The sequence below is a fragment of the Psychroserpens sp. SPM9 genome, assembly GCF_025153525.1.
Classification (GTDB): Bacteria; Bacteroidota; Bacteroidia; order Flavobacteriales; family Flavobacteriaceae; genus Psychroserpens.
Genome location: NZ_JANZNR010000002.1, coordinates 540,173 through 556,875 on the forward strand (window position 1 = coordinate 540,173; position 16,703 = coordinate 556,875).

The window sequence follows — 16,703 nt, forward strand, 5'->3', positions numbered from 1 at the left end:
TAGTTATAGTATTTACAAAAACTAAACCACTTGAATACATCTTTAAAAGTCATAATATCACTACTTTGCCTTACAATTTTTGCAACGGGTTGTTCGCGAAAAAAAGACACGTTTATTAATCGGAATTTTCATGCTTTAGGTACCAAGTATAATATTTTATACAACGGTAATATCGCCTTAGAAAAAGGAAGAGAAACTGTTGATAATGCTGCCACAGATAATTTTTGGGAAATGCTGCCCATAGAGCGCATGCAGCTTACCGACGAAATTGTTTTACCAGGTCAATCTAAAAATCAGGATTTTGAACGTGCTGAAGAAAAAGCCATTAAGGCGGTTCAAAAGCATGGTATGAATATTAAAGGGAAAGAATACAATCCTCAAATAGATGAAGCTTATTTACTATTGGGACAAGCGCGCTATTTTGACCAACGCTTTGTACCTGCCTTAGAAGCCTTCAACTATATTTTATACAAATATCCTGCGAGTGATAAGATTAATACGGCTAAGGTTTGGAGAGAGAAAACAAATATTCGTCTCGAAAATAACGAACTTGCTATAAAAAATCTGAAGCGCCTCTTAGACCAGGAAGCGCTTGACGACCAGGATTTGGCAGATGCCACAGCGATGTTGGCTCAGGCTTATATCAATGTCAAATCTAAAGACAGTGCTTTAACACAATTGGCAATTGCCGCTCAATACACTAAGAAAAGGAAAGAAGAAGCCCGTTTTAATTATATCATTGGTCAATTGTATAATGAATTTGGCGAAAAAGACAGCGCTAATATCGCATTCGATAAGGTGATTGATTTGCATCGTAAAATCCCAAGACCTTACTACATCAATGCCCATTTAGCAAAATCGTATAACTTCGATATGGAAAATGGAGATCAAGTTGCGTTTTTAGATTATTTAACCGATTTGGAGGAAGATCGTGAAAACCGCCCATTTTTAGATAAAATTTACTATCGCATTGCCGAATTCCATAGAGCAAATCAAAGGGACTCCATGGCGATTGCTTATTATAATAAGTCTTTGAGAACCAATTTAGGTGATAAAGAATTGATGTCACGAGATTATGAAACGCTTGGTGATATGAGTTTTGATAAAGCACAATACAAGATTGCGGGCGCTTATTATGATAGCACGATGACCAATATGAAGCTCAATTCTAGGCCGTATCGTATCATTCAAAGGAAACGAGAAAATCTAGATGACGTTATTTATTATGAAGATATTGCTCAGGTTAACGATAGTATTTTGAGATTAGTGAACCTTTCTGAAGCTGAAAGATTAACCTATTTTACAACCTATACTGAAGAATTAAAAGCCTTGGCAGAAGCCGAAAAGGAACGCAAGGAAGCCGAAGAACGTCAAAAGTCTAATGCTTCTGGTCTTAAAGCCTTTGATAGCAAAAATGCCAATCAAAAAGGGAAATCCACTCGTGATAATCCTGGAGGTTCCAACAGCGAATTTTACTTTTATAACCAAACGACTGTTGCCTACGGAAAAAATGAATTTATAAAAATCTGGGGTGATCGAGAGCTGAAAGATAATTGGCGATTGTCTGATACTAAAGCGCGAGGAAACACCAATACTGAAACGATTAACCTTGCTGATAACGCTTCAGAAGAAGAGCGTTTTGATCCGCAGTTTTATATAGCCACAATACCATCAGATCAAAAAGTAATTGACAGTTTGGCCAAAGAGCGAAACTATGCTTATTATCAATTGGGTGTGATTTACAAGGAAAAATTTAAAGAGTATGAATTGGCTCGTGTCAAACTTGAAAACTTGCTGGAAAATAATCCCGAAGATCGTTTAATACTTCCTTCTAAATACAATTTACACAAAATATATACCGAATTAGGGCTAACAGCTAAAGCCGATGCGATGAAAAATGACATCGTAACAAATTATCCCGAATCGCGCTATGCAAAAATACTGTTGAACCCAAAATCTGAATTTGCCAAGGATGAAAATAGTCCAGAACGCTTGTACGAAGGTTTGTTCAAACAGTTTGGCGAGCAAAATTATGCCGAAGTTATCGCCCAATCAGAGGTGTATATTTCCCAGTTTGAAGGCGACCCAATAGTGCCTAAATTTGAAATTTTAAAAGCTTCAGCTAGCGGACGATTAAACGGATTTGAAGCCTACAAAAAGGGAGTTAATTTTGTGGCTTTAACCTATCCAAATTCCGAAGAAGGAAAACGCGCTCAAGAGATCATGCAAATGGTTATACCTATTTTAGCTAAAAAAGAATTTGTAAGTAATGACACTGCAAAGCATTTTAATGTACTTTACCCCTTTGCGAATGACGAAAAAGATCAAATTGAAGATTTTGTCAAACAATTAGATGATGCCATTTCTAAAGTAAATTATTTTGAGCTGTCAACCTCTATAGATGTCTACGATCCTAATACCACTTTTGTGGTGGTTCATGGATTAACAAGCATTCAAGGAGCCTCTGGTTTTGCTGAAATCCTAAAAGAAAACAAAAACAAAATTGACCGAAATTTTTATTCAATTTCTTCGCCTAACTACGAAATTGTACAACGACATAAAAACTTAAACGAATACCTAGAATCTCAATAAACTTAGACCTATGTTTTCAGATAAAAAAACAGGACGTATGGCTTCAGAAACAATTTCACAACAAAACACAATCGCTAAAGGTACTGTAATAACAGGAGATATTGTTAGCGAGGGTGATTTCAGAATTGAAGGCTCAATTCAAGGAAATATCAAAACACCAGGAAAGGTCGTCATTGGAAAAACAGGCCTTATAAACGGAACTTTAAAAAGTGCTAATGCAGATATTGAAGGGAAATTTATGGGCAAATTATTATTGTCTGACACTTTATCACTTAAATCTTCAGCACATGTTGAAGGAGAAGTTATTGTTGGTAAATTAGCGGTCGAACCAGGAGCAACTTTTAATGCAACTTGCTCAATGAAAGGCGCTATTAAAGAATTAAGCAATACTAATGCAGCAGGACAACAAACAAGCATCCAAAAACCACAACGACCAAACCCAGAAAAAGGACAAACCGTTTAATACCTACGCAAGGTTTTCGGGGATTGTTATTCAAATGGTTGCTATAATTGGGATTGGGACTTTTATTGGTTATAAACTCGACGAAGCCTATCCCAATGAGCACAATCTCTACACGCTTGCGGGTTCATTATCGTCAGTAATCATATCTATAGTTTACATAATAAGACGTATTATTGCAGCCTCAAAAGACGATTAATACATGAATGATCTTTTTAAAAAGAGAGAAGTCAATTTTCTTATTCAGCTTATAGCGCTTAGCGCTTTATTGTTTGCTATACACAGTTATCTAATATATCATTTTGCCAAGGATGTGCTTTTGTTTTTCCCGCTATGGCAGATTTATGTGTTTCACATTATAACTGTTGTAATTATCTACACCTTAATTAATTACAGAGACGCTATTGGGAAAACCGAAGTGTTTAATACGTTTATTTTTGGCATGCTCGTTAAAATGATTTTGACTATGGTGTTTTTATTACCATGGATTTTATCTAAACCTGAACAAAAAGGCGTCGACTTAGCTAACTTCTTTATTCCTTATTTTATTTACCTGGCTTTTGAAGTCTTCTCGGTTGTAAAATTCCTTCAGAAAAAATAAGGATTTGAGTTCCATAATCCCTTAAAAATCACCGTATAAAATTATCATCAAATTATTGTTTGACAATTAATATAATGTACGTACATTTGCACCGAATTTAAAGCAGCGTATTTTTAAGCGATACCAGATGACATTAAACACTTTTAAAAACGTATTATTTTCAGTGCTATTTTTAGCAGTTTCATTTGCTGGATACGCATCTGATAATAGTGATCCTCAAGAAGGAGAAGAGTTCAACCCCAAAGAAATGATCTTGCATCACGTTAAAGATGCTCACGAATTTCATTTATGGGATTGGAAAGGCAAGCCGGTTTCTTTATCATTACCTATTATTTTATGGACAGATAACGGTCTAACAACGTTTTCTTCAAGCCAATTTCATCATGATGATACTGGGAAGGTTATCGTAGAGAAGAATGGCGGAAAATTCGTTAAGTTTCACGAGAAAATCTATCAGTTAGATGCCAACGCTACAACAGTTGCATTTGATGAAGAACACCACCCGGTAAACGCTCACAAGCCTTTAAATTTTTCTATCACTAGAAATGTATTTATGATGTGGGTATCTGTCATCGTATTGTTATTAATCTTTTTAACAGCAGCCAGATCTTATAAAAAATCAAAGGATGGTGTTCCAACTGGAATCGCCGGATTTGTAGAGCCACTTATAGTATTTGTTAGAGATGAAATTGGGAAGCCAATGATTGGAGAGCACAAATACAAGAAGTATATGCCCTACTTGTTAACCATATTTTTCTTTATATGGATCAATAATATTTTTGGATTAATTCCAATTTTAAATGGCGCCAACTTAAGTGGAAACATTGCTTTTACATGTACACTTGCTGTCTTTACATTTATCATTACAACATTAAGCGGTAACTCTAATTACTGGAAACACATCTTTTGGATGCCAGGAGTTCCTGTACCAATGAAAATATTTTTAATGCCAATAGAAATTATCGGAATGTTTGTAAAACCTATTTCGTTAATGATTCGTTTGTTTGCTAACATTACCGCAGGACACGTTATCATATTAGCATTAATGTCATTAATATTTGTATTTAAAACTGTAGCAATCGCTCCGGTATCTGTAGCATTTTCATTATTTATTACAGTTATTGAAATTATTGTAACAGCAATACAAGCATATATATTTACAATATTGTCTGCCTTATATTTTGGTATGGCAACTGAAGATCATCATTAATTAATTTAAATTTTATAACTATGACTATTACTGGAATTGCAGCTATTGGAGCTGGTTTAGCAGCTATTGGAGCTGGTGTTGGTATTGGTAAAATTGGTGGGTCTGCTATGGATGCAATGGCTCGTCAACCAGAAATGCACGGAAAGATCCAATCTTCTGCATTAATTTTAGCAGCCTTCGTAGAAGCGGTAGCACTATTTGGTGTTGTTGTTGCTTTCTTACAAGGGTAAACATGAAAAGAAACACAGAAGTAACGGTTGGTTGCTTCTGTGTCTTTAAAATTTAAGTTACTTAAAACAAAACAAATGGATTTAATTACACCTGAATTTGGTTTAGTATTTTGGACAGCAATAACATTTTTGTTCTTGCTTTTAATCTTAAGAAAATTTGCTTGGAAACCTATTCTTGGCGCTGTAAGCGATAGAGAAGAAGGGATTAAAACAGCATTAGCTTCTGCTGAAAACGCTCGTAAAGAGATGGAAAATCTTCAAGCAGATAATGAACGCATTTTAAAAGAAGCAAGATTAGAAAGAGAAACCATGCTTAAAGAAGCACGCGAAATTAAAGCTAAAATGATTTCAGATGCTAAAGAAGAAGCACAAGAGCAAGCAAATAAAATGATTGCTCAAGCACAAACGGCTATCGAAAGTGAAAAGAAATCTGCTATGGCAGAATTAAAAAATCACGTGGCTGGTTTATCTGTAGAGATTGCCGAAAAAGTAGTGCGTCAAGAATTATCTAACAAAGACAAACAACTAGAGTTGGTTGAGTCAATGTTAAATGAAGCAAAACTAAACTAAGAAACAATGGCAGGAGCAAGAGCAGCAATACGTTACGCAAAAGCAGTGTTAAGCTTGGCATCAGATCAAAAAACAGCTGAGGTTGTAAACACTGATATGAAGCTAATAGCAACTACAATTGCAAACAGTAAAGACTTAAGCGAAATGCTTCAAAGTCCTGTAGTAAGATCATCAGAAAAGAAAGCAGTATTGTTAGAAGTTTTTAAAGGTTCTAATGCAATGACCGCTAATTTGATTGATACTTTAATTTCAAATAAAAGATTAGCTCTCCTAAGCGATGTAGCCACAAGTTACAATCATTTATATGATGAGTTAAAAGGAACTCAAGTTGCAAAAGTAACTACTGCTGTTCCTTTAACCGATGACTTAAGAGTTAAAGTTTTAGCTAAAGTTAAAGAACTCACAGGAAAAGATGTTGAAGTTGAAAACAGTATTGACGAAAACATCCTTGGAGGTTTCATTTTGCGTGTTGGAGACATACAATATAACGCAAGTGTAGCGAATAAATTGAATACATTAAAAAGAGAATTTACATTAAATTAATATAGTTTTAGGTTAGTTATTTTTAGTAGCTAACAGCTAAAAGCTAAAGACTAAATAAAATGGCAGAAGTAAAACCAGCTGAGATATCAGCAATCTTAAAACAACAACTTTCAGGATTTGAAGCAGGTGCTTCTTTAGACGAAGTTGGAACAGTATTAACTGCAGGTGATGGTATTGTACGTGCTTACGGATTATCTAACGCTCAATATGGTGAGTTAGTAGAATTCGATGGCGGATTAGAAGGTATCGTACTTAACCTTGAAGAAGATAACGTAGGTATTGTATTATTAGGTACAGCAACAGGAGTAAAAGAAGGCTCTACAGTAAAACGTACTGGTCGTATCGCATCTGTTAACGTAGGTGAAGGTATTGTTGGACGTGTTGTAGATACTTTAGGAAATCCTATAGATGGTAAAGGACCAATTGCTGGTGAAACTTACCAAATGCCATTAGAACGTAAAGCACCTGGTGTTATTTATAGAGAGCCAGTTACTGAACCATTACAAACAGGAATTAAAGCAATTGATGCCATGATTCCAGTTGGTAGAGGTCAACGTGAGTTGGTTATTGGTGACCGTCAAACAGGTAAAACAACAGTTTGTATTGATGCGATCTTAAATCAAAAAGAATTTTATGATGCAGGTAACCCTGTATATTGTATATATGTAGCTGTTGGTCAAAAGGCATCAACGGTTGCAAACATTGCTAAAACCTTAGAAGAAAAAGGTGCTTTAGCATACACCACGATAGTTGCTGCAAATGCATCAGATCCTGCTGCTATGCAGGTTTATGCACCAATGACAGGAGCTTCTATTGGAGAGTATTTTAGAGATACAGGTAGACCTGCTTTAATTGTATTTGATGATTTATCAAAACAAGCCGTAGCTTACCGTGAGGTATCGTTATTATTACGTCGTCCTCCAGGACGTGAGGCGTATCCTGGTGACGTTTTCTACTTACACTCAAGATTATTAGAACGTTCTGCAAAAATCATTAATGATGACGCTATTGCTAAAGAAATGAATGACCTTCCAGAGTCATTAAAACCAATCGTAAAAGGTGGTGGATCTTTAACAGCATTACCAATTATTGAAACTCAAGCAGGTGACGTTTCTGCATATATTCCAACAAACGTAATTTCGATTACCGATGGACAAATTTTCTTAGATGGAGATTTATTTAACTCTGGTGTACGTCCAGCAATTAACGTAGGTATTTCGGTATCGCGTGTTGGTGGTAATGCACAAATTAAATCTATGAAAAAAGTATCTGGTACTTTAAAATTAGACCAGGCTCAGTTCCGTGAACTAGAAGCTTTTGCGAAATTTGGATCAGATTTAGATGCTGTTACATTAAATGTAATTGAAAAAGGAAAGCGTAATGTTGAGATTTTAAAGCAAGCTCAAAACGATCCGTTTACTGTTGAAGATCAAGTAGCAATTATTTATGCAGGATCTAAAAACTTATTAAAAGATGTTCCTGTAAATAAAGTGAAAGAATTTGAAAGAGATTTTATCGAGTTCTTAAAAGCGAAACATTCTGATGTTTTAAGCACATTAAAAGCAGGAAAATTAACTGATGAAGTTACAGATACATTAACCAATGTAGCTAAAGACTTATCAGGAAAGTATAGAGCATAATTGTCATTCCTGTTTCGGCAGGAATCTCAGGTTTTGAAGTTCAATTAAAATAGATTCCGCAGTTAGTGCGGAATGACAAAAATAGAATGGCAAATTTAAAAGAAATACGTAACAGAATATCTTCAGTATCATCAACGATGCAAATTACCAGTGCCATGAAAATGGTATCGGCAGCAAAGTTGAAGAAGGCTCAAGATGCTATTACTGCAATGCGTCCATATTCAGATAAGTTGACCGAACTTTTACAAAGTTTAAGCGCGACTTTAGATGGGGATTCTGGAAGTAAGTTTGCAACGCAACGTGAAGTAAAAAACGTATTATTAGTAGTGATTACCTCTAACAGAGGGCTTGCAGGTGCATTTAACTCTAATATCATTAAAGAGGCTACAAATCTTACTAAAGAAAAGTATGCAGAACAAGAGGTCTCTTATTTGGCGATAGGTAAAAAAGCGAATGACGCCTTTAAAAAGACAAATAAGGTTATTGCAAACAAAAGTGAAATTTTTGATGATTTAACTTTTGATAATGTTGCCGAAATTGCACAAATGTTAATGGATAAGTTTGTTGAAGGCGAATTCGATAAAATTGAAGTTGTTTACAATAAGTTTAAAAATGCAGCAACGCAAATCATTATGAATGAGCAATTTTTACCAATTGTTCCTATGGAAGGTGAAGCCAATACTAATGTTGATTATATTTTTGAACCTTCAAAAGAAGAAATTGTTGAACAACTAATTCCGAAGTCTTTAAAGACTCAATTATATAAGTCTATTCGTGATAGTTTTGCTTCAGAACATGGAGCACGTATGACAGCAATGCATAAAGCAACAGATAATGCAACAGAATTGAGAGATCAATTGAAATTAACATACAATAAAGCACGTCAGGCTGCAATTACTAACGAAATTCTTGAAATCGTTGGTGGTGCAGAAGCGCTAAATAATTAAGCGTGAGAATTGAATAATGACTAGTTTTATTCGTCATGCTGAACCTGTTTCAGCATCACACAAAAAGATAAAACCCAACACTTAAGGTGTTGGGTTTTTTTATGCTTGAATATTTTTCTGTAACATTTTAGTGATTTTGTATCTAAAGAGAAAAATCAATTAAAATTTACAGTATGAAAACAATTAAAAACAAGATGCTATTTACCTTTGTTGTGTTTAGTATCACCTTACAAGCTCAAACCAAAGCTTTTGAAGTTGAAGTTAAAGGTCAAGGAGATCCAATATTATTATTTCCAGGATTTACCAGTACTGGAGATGTTTGGAAAGATGTCGTAGCCGACTTATCTAAAACTTATGAGTGTCATATTTTTACATTTGCAGGGTTTGGTGATGTCGCTCCAATAGAGACGCCATGGCTTCCCAAAATCAGGAATAGTATAAGCCAATATATTTCACACCATAAACTGGATGAGGCAACAATTATCGGACATAGTTTGGGAGGTACATTAGGATTATGGTTAGCTACTGAAAAGAATGCCAAATACACTAAAGTTATTGTTGTTGATGCATTGCCTTCAACGGGTGCCCTAATGATGCCAAACTTTAACAGTGAAACTATAGTATATGATAACCCATACAATAAAAGGCTATTACAAATGGATGCGATTAGTTTTGAGGCGATGGCAACCCAAATGGCAACTGCAATGTCATTAAATAAAGATAAACATACTTTAATTAGAGATTGGATACTTAAAGCAGACCGAAAAACTTATGTATATGGTTATACCGATTTGCTTAAATTAGATTTGAGAGAGTCCATTTCTAAAATTACTGTTCCAATTACCGTTCTGGCTGCAACTGAACCCTATGGAAAAGATCTAGTGACGAAGACCTATGAAACACAGTATAAAAATTTAAAAGCCTATACCATAAAGTTTGCTGAAGAATCTGCACATTTCATTATGTTTGATCAGCCAGGATGGTTATTAAATAGAATTAAAGAAGAATTACATTAATAAATGAAAAAACCCTTAGAGCACCAATTTAAAACGGTCTATGATGCTAATTATTCTAGAGTGATGCGTTTGTGTTTAGGATATACCAATGGCGATACGATGCTTTCAAATGACCTAACTCAGGATGTTTTTATTAAAGTATGGGAAAATTTAGAATCGTTTAGAAACCAATCGAGTATATCAACATGGATTTACAGAATTGCAGTAAATACATGTCTATTAGAATTAAGGAAAAAGAGAACAATTAGATTAACCGCACAAGGCAATCAACTAGAAAAATTTAAGGATGATATTTCTAATGATAATGAAGCAAAACTCAAGCAACTTTATGTATGTATAAGCCAATTAAATAGCGAAAATAGAACTATTATTTTGTTAGAATTAGAAGAACTACCACAAAAAGAAATAGCAGAAATCATGGGCTTATCTCACGATACTATTAGAGTAAGAATCCATAGAATTAAAAGTGAATTAACTAAATGCGTTAAAAAATGACAATGTTTGAAGATTTAAAGTCCCAATGGGAAAACCAACCACAACCAAATACACCCGAACAAGGTTCAAAATTGATAGTTGATAAAATGAAAGGCCTTAGTAAAAAACAGGCTATAACTAACTGGGTTTTATGGACTACGATACTAATATTAATAGGCTTTTTTTTCTATGTTGAAGCCTTCAATGATACAATAGTTACCTTTGCTTTATTGTTGATGATGAGTTCATTACTAGTAAGAATATTTGTTGAATACTTTAGCATTAAAAAATTGAGAGCTATTGATGTTACCGAAAATTCATCGGTTTTTCGTACCACAATAATTTCTTATTATAAAAGTAGAATACGAACTCATTATGTAACAACACCTATCATTATCATTCTCTATAGCTTCGGCTTTATATTATTACTGCCAACTTTTAAAAGGGAACTTTCCGAAGGCTTTTATACATATATCGTTTGCTCGGCAGTAATCGTTTTAATTGTAATGGTGATTTTTATTAGAAATCAAATCAAAAACGAACTTTCAATCTTAAAAGGGCTACAGATTTAAAAATACGCTAACTTAAATTTAATAAGCCTCTATAAATATTTGGCAATCAGCTTTTAATTAAAGTTGTATTTAAATTTAGGAGGCTGTATGAATTAAAAAATCGCTTAATTGATGTGTATTTCGTCGATAAAATATACTTTTAATCGACTGGTTAGCTTTTTTTTATATATATTGCCCTCCCAAATCTTAACCTCAATTGACATGAAATTATTCAAAAAAATGACTTTTGCTATACTTTTTGTAACAGTCATTGCAACGACCTTTCAATGTGCGAGCTCAAAAGTAGTCGCCACACAATTTGAACAAGACACACCATTTAATATTAAACCAGTTGCTTTTCAAGAATGGTATGCAGGTATTAAAATAGGTACGACTGGCTTAAATGTATTTCTTCCATTAACTAATGTAGATCAAAATGTTACCATAGACAGCATTTACTTTAGAAACTTAAAAGGGAAATTACAAGAAAAAGGCGAAAAGTATATCGCCACACTTCAAAACACTACAAAAGGCTATACCTTTAAAAAATCAGAACGCCCTGCCGATTATCCGTTTATGCTTCAAGATTACGAATGTGTAATTAGTTATATTGAAAATGGAGTCACTAAATACTATAAAATTACTCAGCTTAATGAAGTCGCTGGAACCTACTATGAAAATGGACCTCCATCTTTATACTTAAAGAGTGCTTCATCAGGAATGGCAACTCTTGATGATGATGAGGATTAAAAAATTCTAGAATTAATAACTTTAAGTCTTGTTTCTATAGCAAGACTTTTTTTATGGCATTAATTTTGAAATCTTATATTTATAATATTCAATTAATAGCTATGAAAGTCATTAAACAACTATCGTCTATTCTACTAATGCTTGTTTTTATAACGAGTTTTTTACAATGTACTTCAGCTCAAAAATTACAGCAAAATGCACCTGTCGAATTTGGAGAAGTGTACTACCAAAAATGGACCGCTGGCATAAAAGAAGGAGGTTCGGGTTTAAATATCTTTATTCCGGTAACAAATACGTCTACCCGTTTTGACAGTGTTTATTTTAGAGGAAAGGCCACAAAGTTAGAGGCTAACCCTAATCAAGACACAGTATTAATTGGTCGTTTTAAAACAGAAACAAATCAAAAAAAAGACATCATCTTAAGTCATGATGCTAAGGAAGAATACGTCAATCAAATGCCTGTTAAGACAAAGCCAATTCCATTCGATTTAAATCATGACGAATGTATTGTTTCTTACAAAAAGGGCCATAAAACGCTGTATTATAAAATTTCTAATATCATTGAAAAAATGTCTGTCAACTATCCTGGCGCTCCACCAAACAAGCAATAACATTCTTTGGTTCACGTTTGCTAAAAACGTACTTTTAGCAGAATAAATAAAAACACTTGAGCGTACTTAAGACTTTTTTTAAAGATACAATAATTTATGGCTTGGCTATAGTCTTGCCGAGACTCATCAACTTTCTATTAGTACGATTACATACAGATGTACTTCCAAATGAAGGCTATTCTGAAAACACCGAATTTTACGTCGTTGCAGCTTTTTTTAATGTCATTTTAACCTACGGAATGGAAACCTCTTTCTTTAGGTTTTTCAGTAAAAATAAAGATAAAAATACCGTTTTATCTACAGCAATGATCACCATTGTGCTGAGTACATTGTGCTTCGGAATACTACTTTTTTTATTTAGAGTTCCTATTTCTGAAACCTTAAGAATCAATACCGATTTTTATAACTTACTGGTCGGAATAACGTTATTAGACACTCTAATAGTGATTCCGTTTGCTTATTTGAGAGTCACAGGAAGACCCGTAAAATTTGCGGCTATCAAATTGATAAACGTTCTAATCATCGTGGTTTTAAACATACTTTTATTATCGACGACTTATGGTTCTGATAGCATCAGAAATTTATTCAGTGTTGCTAATAATGTGGAGTATATATTTATTGCTAATCTTATAGCTAGTGCGGTTGTTTTAGTGTTGGTTCTGCCATATTTTTTCAAGGCCAAATTAAAATTTGATATCACTATTCTAAAACAATTACTAAACTACGGATGGCCCATTATGGTTGCCGGATTAGCCTTTGTGATTAACGAAAATTTAGACAAATGGCTTTTGCCAGAGATGGAAGGCGAGTTTGTCAATGGCGCCTACAGTGCCTGTTATAAATTAGCTGTTTTTATGACACTCTTTATTCAAGCGTTTAGAATGGGAGCTGAGCCGTTTTTCTTTAACCATTCTGATAAAGAAAATGCAACTCAAACCTATGCCTCCATTTTAAAATATTTTACGATTGTAGGGAGTCTTGGTTTGATGATCGTCGTTGTTTATATTGATTTGCTTCGTCCTATTTTTATTAAAAAAGAAAGTTATTTATTAGCGCTTGATATTGTTCCAATTGTATTACTTGCCAACCTTTGTTTAGGGATTTACCATAACCTCTCTATTTGGTATAAATTAACCGATAGAACACGCTTTGGTATGTATATTTCTTTAATTGGAGCCGCAATTACCATTGCTTTTAACCTTATTTTTATTCCGAAAATAGGGTTTATGGCTTGTGCTTATGCGACTTTAATTGCTTACGGATTAATGATGCTTATTTCGTATCTGTTAGGAAGGCGATATTACCCTGTGCCTTACCATATTTCTAGAATTTCAATATACTTACTTTTAAGTGCAGGATTAAGTTTTATAACTTATTATCATTTCGATAGAAATATGTTATTAGGAACTGTATTTTTGTTGATCTTTATAGCTTTAGTTATGTATTTAGAGCGAAAAGAAGTCAAAATGTTATTAAACCGAAATTAATCAGTTATTCACTATACAGCTAAGAATCTAAACATATGCAAATTAAAATCATTAACACATCCAATCACGACTTACCGCATTATGAAACTATAGCGTCAGCAGGAATGGACTTAAGAGCTAACTTGTCTGAACCTAGAATCTTAAAACCTCTGGAGCGTAGTATTGTTGGCACAGGTTTATTTATAGAATTACCAGTAGGTATAGAAGCACAAGTGAGACCGCGTAGTGGTTTGGCAGCAAAAAAAGGAATTACAGTGCTCAATGCACCAGGAACTATCGATGCCGATTACAGAGGTGAAATAGGTGTGATTTTAGTAAATTTGTCTAACGAAGATTTTACCATTAATAACGGTGAGCGCATCGCCCAATTGGTCATTGCAAAACATGAACGCGCCGAATGGGAGCAGGTAGAATCATTGTCTGAAACAGATCGAGGCGCTGGAGGTTTTGGAAGTACTGGCGTTTCTTAGAATGTTATTAATAACGAAGTGAAGAATCTCAAATAAAATAATTATTAAATAATAAGATTCCCTCCTTCGAGGGAATGAAAAATAAATTTTCCAATGAAAATAATTGTACCCATGGCTGGTCGAGGTTCTCGATTGCGTCCACATAGTTTAACAGTCCCAAAACCACTAATTCCAGTTGCGGGGCAACCTATTGTACATCGTTTAGTCAAAGATATTGCAAAGGTTTTAAAGCAACCTATTGATGAAATTGCTTTCGTTCTGGGCGATCCGGCTTGGTTTGGAGATGATGTTGTTGAAAGCTTAAAACACTTGGCAACCAGTTTAGGTGCAAAACCATCAATTTATCGTCAAGACCAACCTCTAGGAACGGGTCACGCGATTATGTGTGCTAAACCTTCATTATCTGGTCCTGCCGTAATTGCTTATGCCGATACTCTAATTCGTGCAGAGTTTGATTTAGATCCAGATGCCGATAGCGTTATTTGGACCAAAAGAGTAGCAAACCCTGAAGCTTATGGTGTTGTAAAACTGAATGCTAAAGATGAGATTGTTGAATTGGTAGAAAAGCCAGAAACTTTTGTGAGTGATCAGGCTGTTATTGGGATTTATTATTTTAAAGATGTTGAAGTTTTAAAAGATAAGCTACAAGAAGTCCTTGATGAAAACGTTATGAATGGAGGAGAGTACCAGATTAATGATGGTATAAAACGAATGATGGCCGATGGCAAAATTTTTAAAACGGGAACTGTTGATGAGTGGATGGACTGCGGAAACAAAGCTGTTACCCTAGAAACGAATGCTAAAATGTTAGGCTTTTTATCTACTGATGGCGAAGAGCAAATGATTGCTAAGTCCATAAAAAAGAACAGCAGTACTATTATTGAGCCTTGTTATATTGGAGAGGGTGTGACCCTTAATAATTCAACCATTGGACCTAATGTTTCTATTGGAAACAATTGTGTAATAGACAATTCTAGCGTTAAAAATAGCTTAATACAAAACCATACTAGTATTAAAAATGCTATTTTAGACCAAGCTATGATTGGTAATCATGTGTCATACAATGGCGATTTTAAAGCCATAAGCATTGGCGATTATTCAGTTTTGGAATAATTGTTGAAATAGCTTTCAGAGCCTAGCGAAGCATCTTTGATGTATTTTAAAGATTTCTTTGAATTTTAAATAATGATGAAAACGAAACACTACATCCTACTTCTATGTCTCGGAATATTTTTATTTCCGCTGAATACATTGGCGCAAGTTGATTTTAACAAGCGTCCGGATGATGATTTAGGGAATGTAGAAGATAAGTTTCAAGAGTACTTTTTTGAAGCGCTGAAACAGAAAGGAATTGAAAATTACCAGAAATCTGCCGATGCCTTGCTAAAGTGCATTGACCTTAAAGATGACGATCCGGTATTATATTTCGAGCTTGGGAAAAATTATAAGGCACTTAAAAATTTTGGTGCTGCTGAAGATGCGCTAAAAAAAGCCGTTTCTAAAGCGCCAGATAACGAATGGTACTTAGACGAATTGTACGATGTCTATATTCAGCAAAATGAAATGGACAAAGCACTTAAAACCGTCAAACAACTTGTGAAGTTTCATCCCGATTACAAACAAGATTTAGCCTCACTCTACATCCGTGTTGAAAAATATAAAGATGCCTTAAAGCTGCTTGATGAAATGGATGAACAACTCGGTTATAGTGAAGATCGAGATTATTTACGAAATCAAATTTATAACATCACAGGGAATCATGAAGACCGTATAGAAAACCTCGAAGCTCGTGTTAAAAGTAACCCTGAAGATGAATCGACTTACCTCAGACTTATTTATAGATATAGCGAAACTGGGGAAACCCAAAAAGCATTTGATGCTGCCAAACGCTTACTCGAACAAAATCCAGAATCTCAGCTGGTACATTTAGCACTTTATAAGTTTTATCTGGATGAAAACGATACCGATAATGCGATCCAATCCATGAAAGTTGTTTTAACCAGTCCTATGATAAAACCCGAAGCTAAAACAAAAGTGCTTAATGATTTTGTCAAGTTTGTGGGGCAAAATCCGCAGTACGAATCCGATTTAGTAGAAATTACAGCCTTGGTTAGCGAAGACAAAAGCGTTAAAACCTTACTAGAACTAGGCGATTACTATCTGAAGTCGAATGATAAAGAAAAAGCCTTAGGATATTATCAAGATGCCTTAAAACAAGAACCTAATGAGTTTAAGATTATTAGGGATGTATTGCTGCTTCAAATCGATTTAAACAAAGATGCGCAAGCAGCTCAAAAAAGTAAGGAAGCTTTAGATATTTTTCCAGCACAACCTATTTTGTACCTTATTAACGGCGTGGCCAACAATAAATTAAAACAGCCAGAAAAAGCCATTGAAAGCTTAGAAATAGGCTTGGATTATGTTATCGAAAACCCTAATATGGAAGCCGATTTCTACAAACAACTAAGCGAGGCTTACAAACAAACCAATAATATTAGCCAATCTGAAGCGTTTGCTAAAAAGGCAGAAGCCTTATTGAAAGAACAATAAT

General features: G+C 34.4%; 19 protein-coding genes. All 19 read left to right on the top strand.

The window, feature by feature from the left end:
• Window positions 1-30: 30 nt before the first annotated feature.
• The 19 genes from N4270_RS06245 (at window position 31) to N4270_RS06335 (ending at window position 16,702) form a co-directional block, all read left to right on the top strand.
• Complete coding sequence (locus tag N4270_RS06245) at window positions 31-2,592, top strand: tetratricopeptide repeat protein (protein ID WP_260096076.1); 2,562 nt, start codon at window positions 31-33, stop codon at window positions 2,590-2,592.
• A 10-nt stretch (window positions 2,593-2,602) separates the two neighbouring features.
• Complete coding sequence (locus tag N4270_RS06250; RefSeq protein ID WP_260096077.1) at window positions 2,603-3,055, top strand: polymer-forming cytoskeletal protein; 453 nt, start codon at window positions 2,603-2,605, stop codon at window positions 3,053-3,055.
• Window positions 2,985-3,251, top strand: a complete 267-nt coding sequence (locus N4270_RS06255) for an AtpZ/AtpI family protein (RefSeq protein WP_260096078.1) — start codon at window positions 2,985-2,987, stop codon at window positions 3,249-3,251. The genes N4270_RS06250 and N4270_RS06255 overlap by 71 nt, the downstream gene beginning before the upstream one ends.
• Window positions 3,252-3,254: 3 nt before the next feature.
• Window positions 3,255-3,653 carry a hypothetical protein gene (locus tag N4270_RS06260; protein WP_260096080.1) on the top strand — a complete coding sequence of 133 codons (399 nt, stop codon included), beginning with the start codon at window positions 3,255-3,257 and terminating at the stop codon, window positions 3,651-3,653.
• A 127-nt stretch (window positions 3,654-3,780) separates the two neighbouring features.
• Window positions 3,781-4,863 (top strand): F0F1 ATP synthase subunit A, encoded by a 1,083-nt coding sequence (atpB, locus tag N4270_RS06265; protein ID WP_260096081.1) that lies wholly within the window; start codon window positions 3,781-3,783, stop codon window positions 4,861-4,863.
• Between the two features lie 20 nt (window positions 4,864-4,883).
• Entirely contained in the window at window positions 4,884-5,093 is a 210-nt protein-coding gene (atpE, locus tag N4270_RS06270) for an ATP synthase F0 subunit C (protein ID WP_230934552.1), read from the top strand.
• Between the two features lie 75 nt (window positions 5,094-5,168).
• Entirely contained in the window at window positions 5,169-5,663 is a 495-nt protein-coding gene (locus tag N4270_RS06275; RefSeq protein ID WP_260096082.1) for a F0F1 ATP synthase subunit B, read from the top strand.
• Window positions 5,664-5,669: 6 nt separating this feature from the next.
• A complete protein-coding gene (gene atpH, locus N4270_RS06280) occupies window positions 5,670-6,206 on the top strand; it encodes an ATP synthase F1 subunit delta (protein ID WP_260096083.1) in 537 nt (178 codons plus the stop codon).
• A 59-nt stretch (window positions 6,207-6,265) separates the two neighbouring features.
• Window positions 6,266-7,846 (top strand): F0F1 ATP synthase subunit alpha, encoded by a 1,581-nt coding sequence (gene atpA / locus N4270_RS06285; RefSeq protein WP_260096084.1) that lies wholly within the window; start codon window positions 6,266-6,268, stop codon window positions 7,844-7,846.
• Between the two features lie 86 nt (window positions 7,847-7,932).
• Entirely contained in the window at window positions 7,933-8,793 is an 861-nt protein-coding gene (gene atpG, locus N4270_RS06290; protein ID WP_260096085.1) for an ATP synthase F1 subunit gamma, read from the top strand.
• Window positions 8,794-8,966: 173 nt separating this feature from the next.
• On the top strand, window positions 8,967-9,809 hold the full coding sequence (locus tag N4270_RS06295) for an alpha/beta fold hydrolase (RefSeq protein ID WP_260096086.1): 843 nt from the start codon (window positions 8,967-8,969) through the stop codon (window positions 9,807-9,809).
• 3 nt (window positions 9,810-9,812) lie between these two features.
• Complete coding sequence (locus N4270_RS06300; protein WP_260096087.1) at window positions 9,813-10,304, top strand: RNA polymerase sigma factor; 492 nt, start codon at window positions 9,813-9,815, stop codon at window positions 10,302-10,304.
• Between the two features lie 2 nt (window positions 10,305-10,306).
• Window positions 10,307-10,855: a hypothetical protein gene (locus N4270_RS06305; RefSeq protein WP_260096088.1), complete on the top strand. Its 549-nt coding sequence runs from the start codon at window positions 10,307-10,309 to the stop codon at window positions 10,853-10,855.
• A 201-nt stretch (window positions 10,856-11,056) separates the two neighbouring features.
• A complete protein-coding gene (locus N4270_RS06310; protein WP_260096089.1) occupies window positions 11,057-11,584 on the top strand; it encodes a hypothetical protein in 528 nt (175 codons plus the stop codon).
• Between the two features lie 53 nt (window positions 11,585-11,637).
• Window positions 11,638-12,195: a hypothetical protein gene (locus tag N4270_RS06315; protein ID WP_260096090.1), complete on the top strand. Its 558-nt coding sequence runs from the start codon at window positions 11,638-11,640 to the stop codon at window positions 12,193-12,195.
• A 56-nt stretch (window positions 12,196-12,251) separates the two neighbouring features.
• Window positions 12,252-13,682 carry an oligosaccharide flippase family protein gene (locus tag N4270_RS06320; protein WP_260096091.1) on the top strand — a complete coding sequence of 477 codons (1,431 nt, stop codon included), beginning with the start codon at window positions 12,252-12,254 and terminating at the stop codon, window positions 13,680-13,682.
• Between the two features lie 35 nt (window positions 13,683-13,717).
• Complete coding sequence (gene dut, locus N4270_RS06325; protein ID WP_260096092.1) at window positions 13,718-14,152, top strand: dUTP diphosphatase; 435 nt, start codon at window positions 13,718-13,720, stop codon at window positions 14,150-14,152.
• 93 nt (window positions 14,153-14,245) lie between these two features.
• Window positions 14,246-15,265: a sugar phosphate nucleotidyltransferase gene (locus N4270_RS06330; protein WP_260096093.1), complete on the top strand. Its 1,020-nt coding sequence runs from the start codon at window positions 14,246-14,248 to the stop codon at window positions 15,263-15,265.
• 72 nt (window positions 15,266-15,337) lie between these two features.
• Window positions 15,338-16,702 (top strand): lipopolysaccharide assembly protein LapB, encoded by a 1,365-nt coding sequence (locus tag N4270_RS06335; RefSeq protein ID WP_260096094.1) that lies wholly within the window; start codon window positions 15,338-15,340, stop codon window positions 16,700-16,702.
• Window position 16,703: the final 1 nt, after the last annotated feature.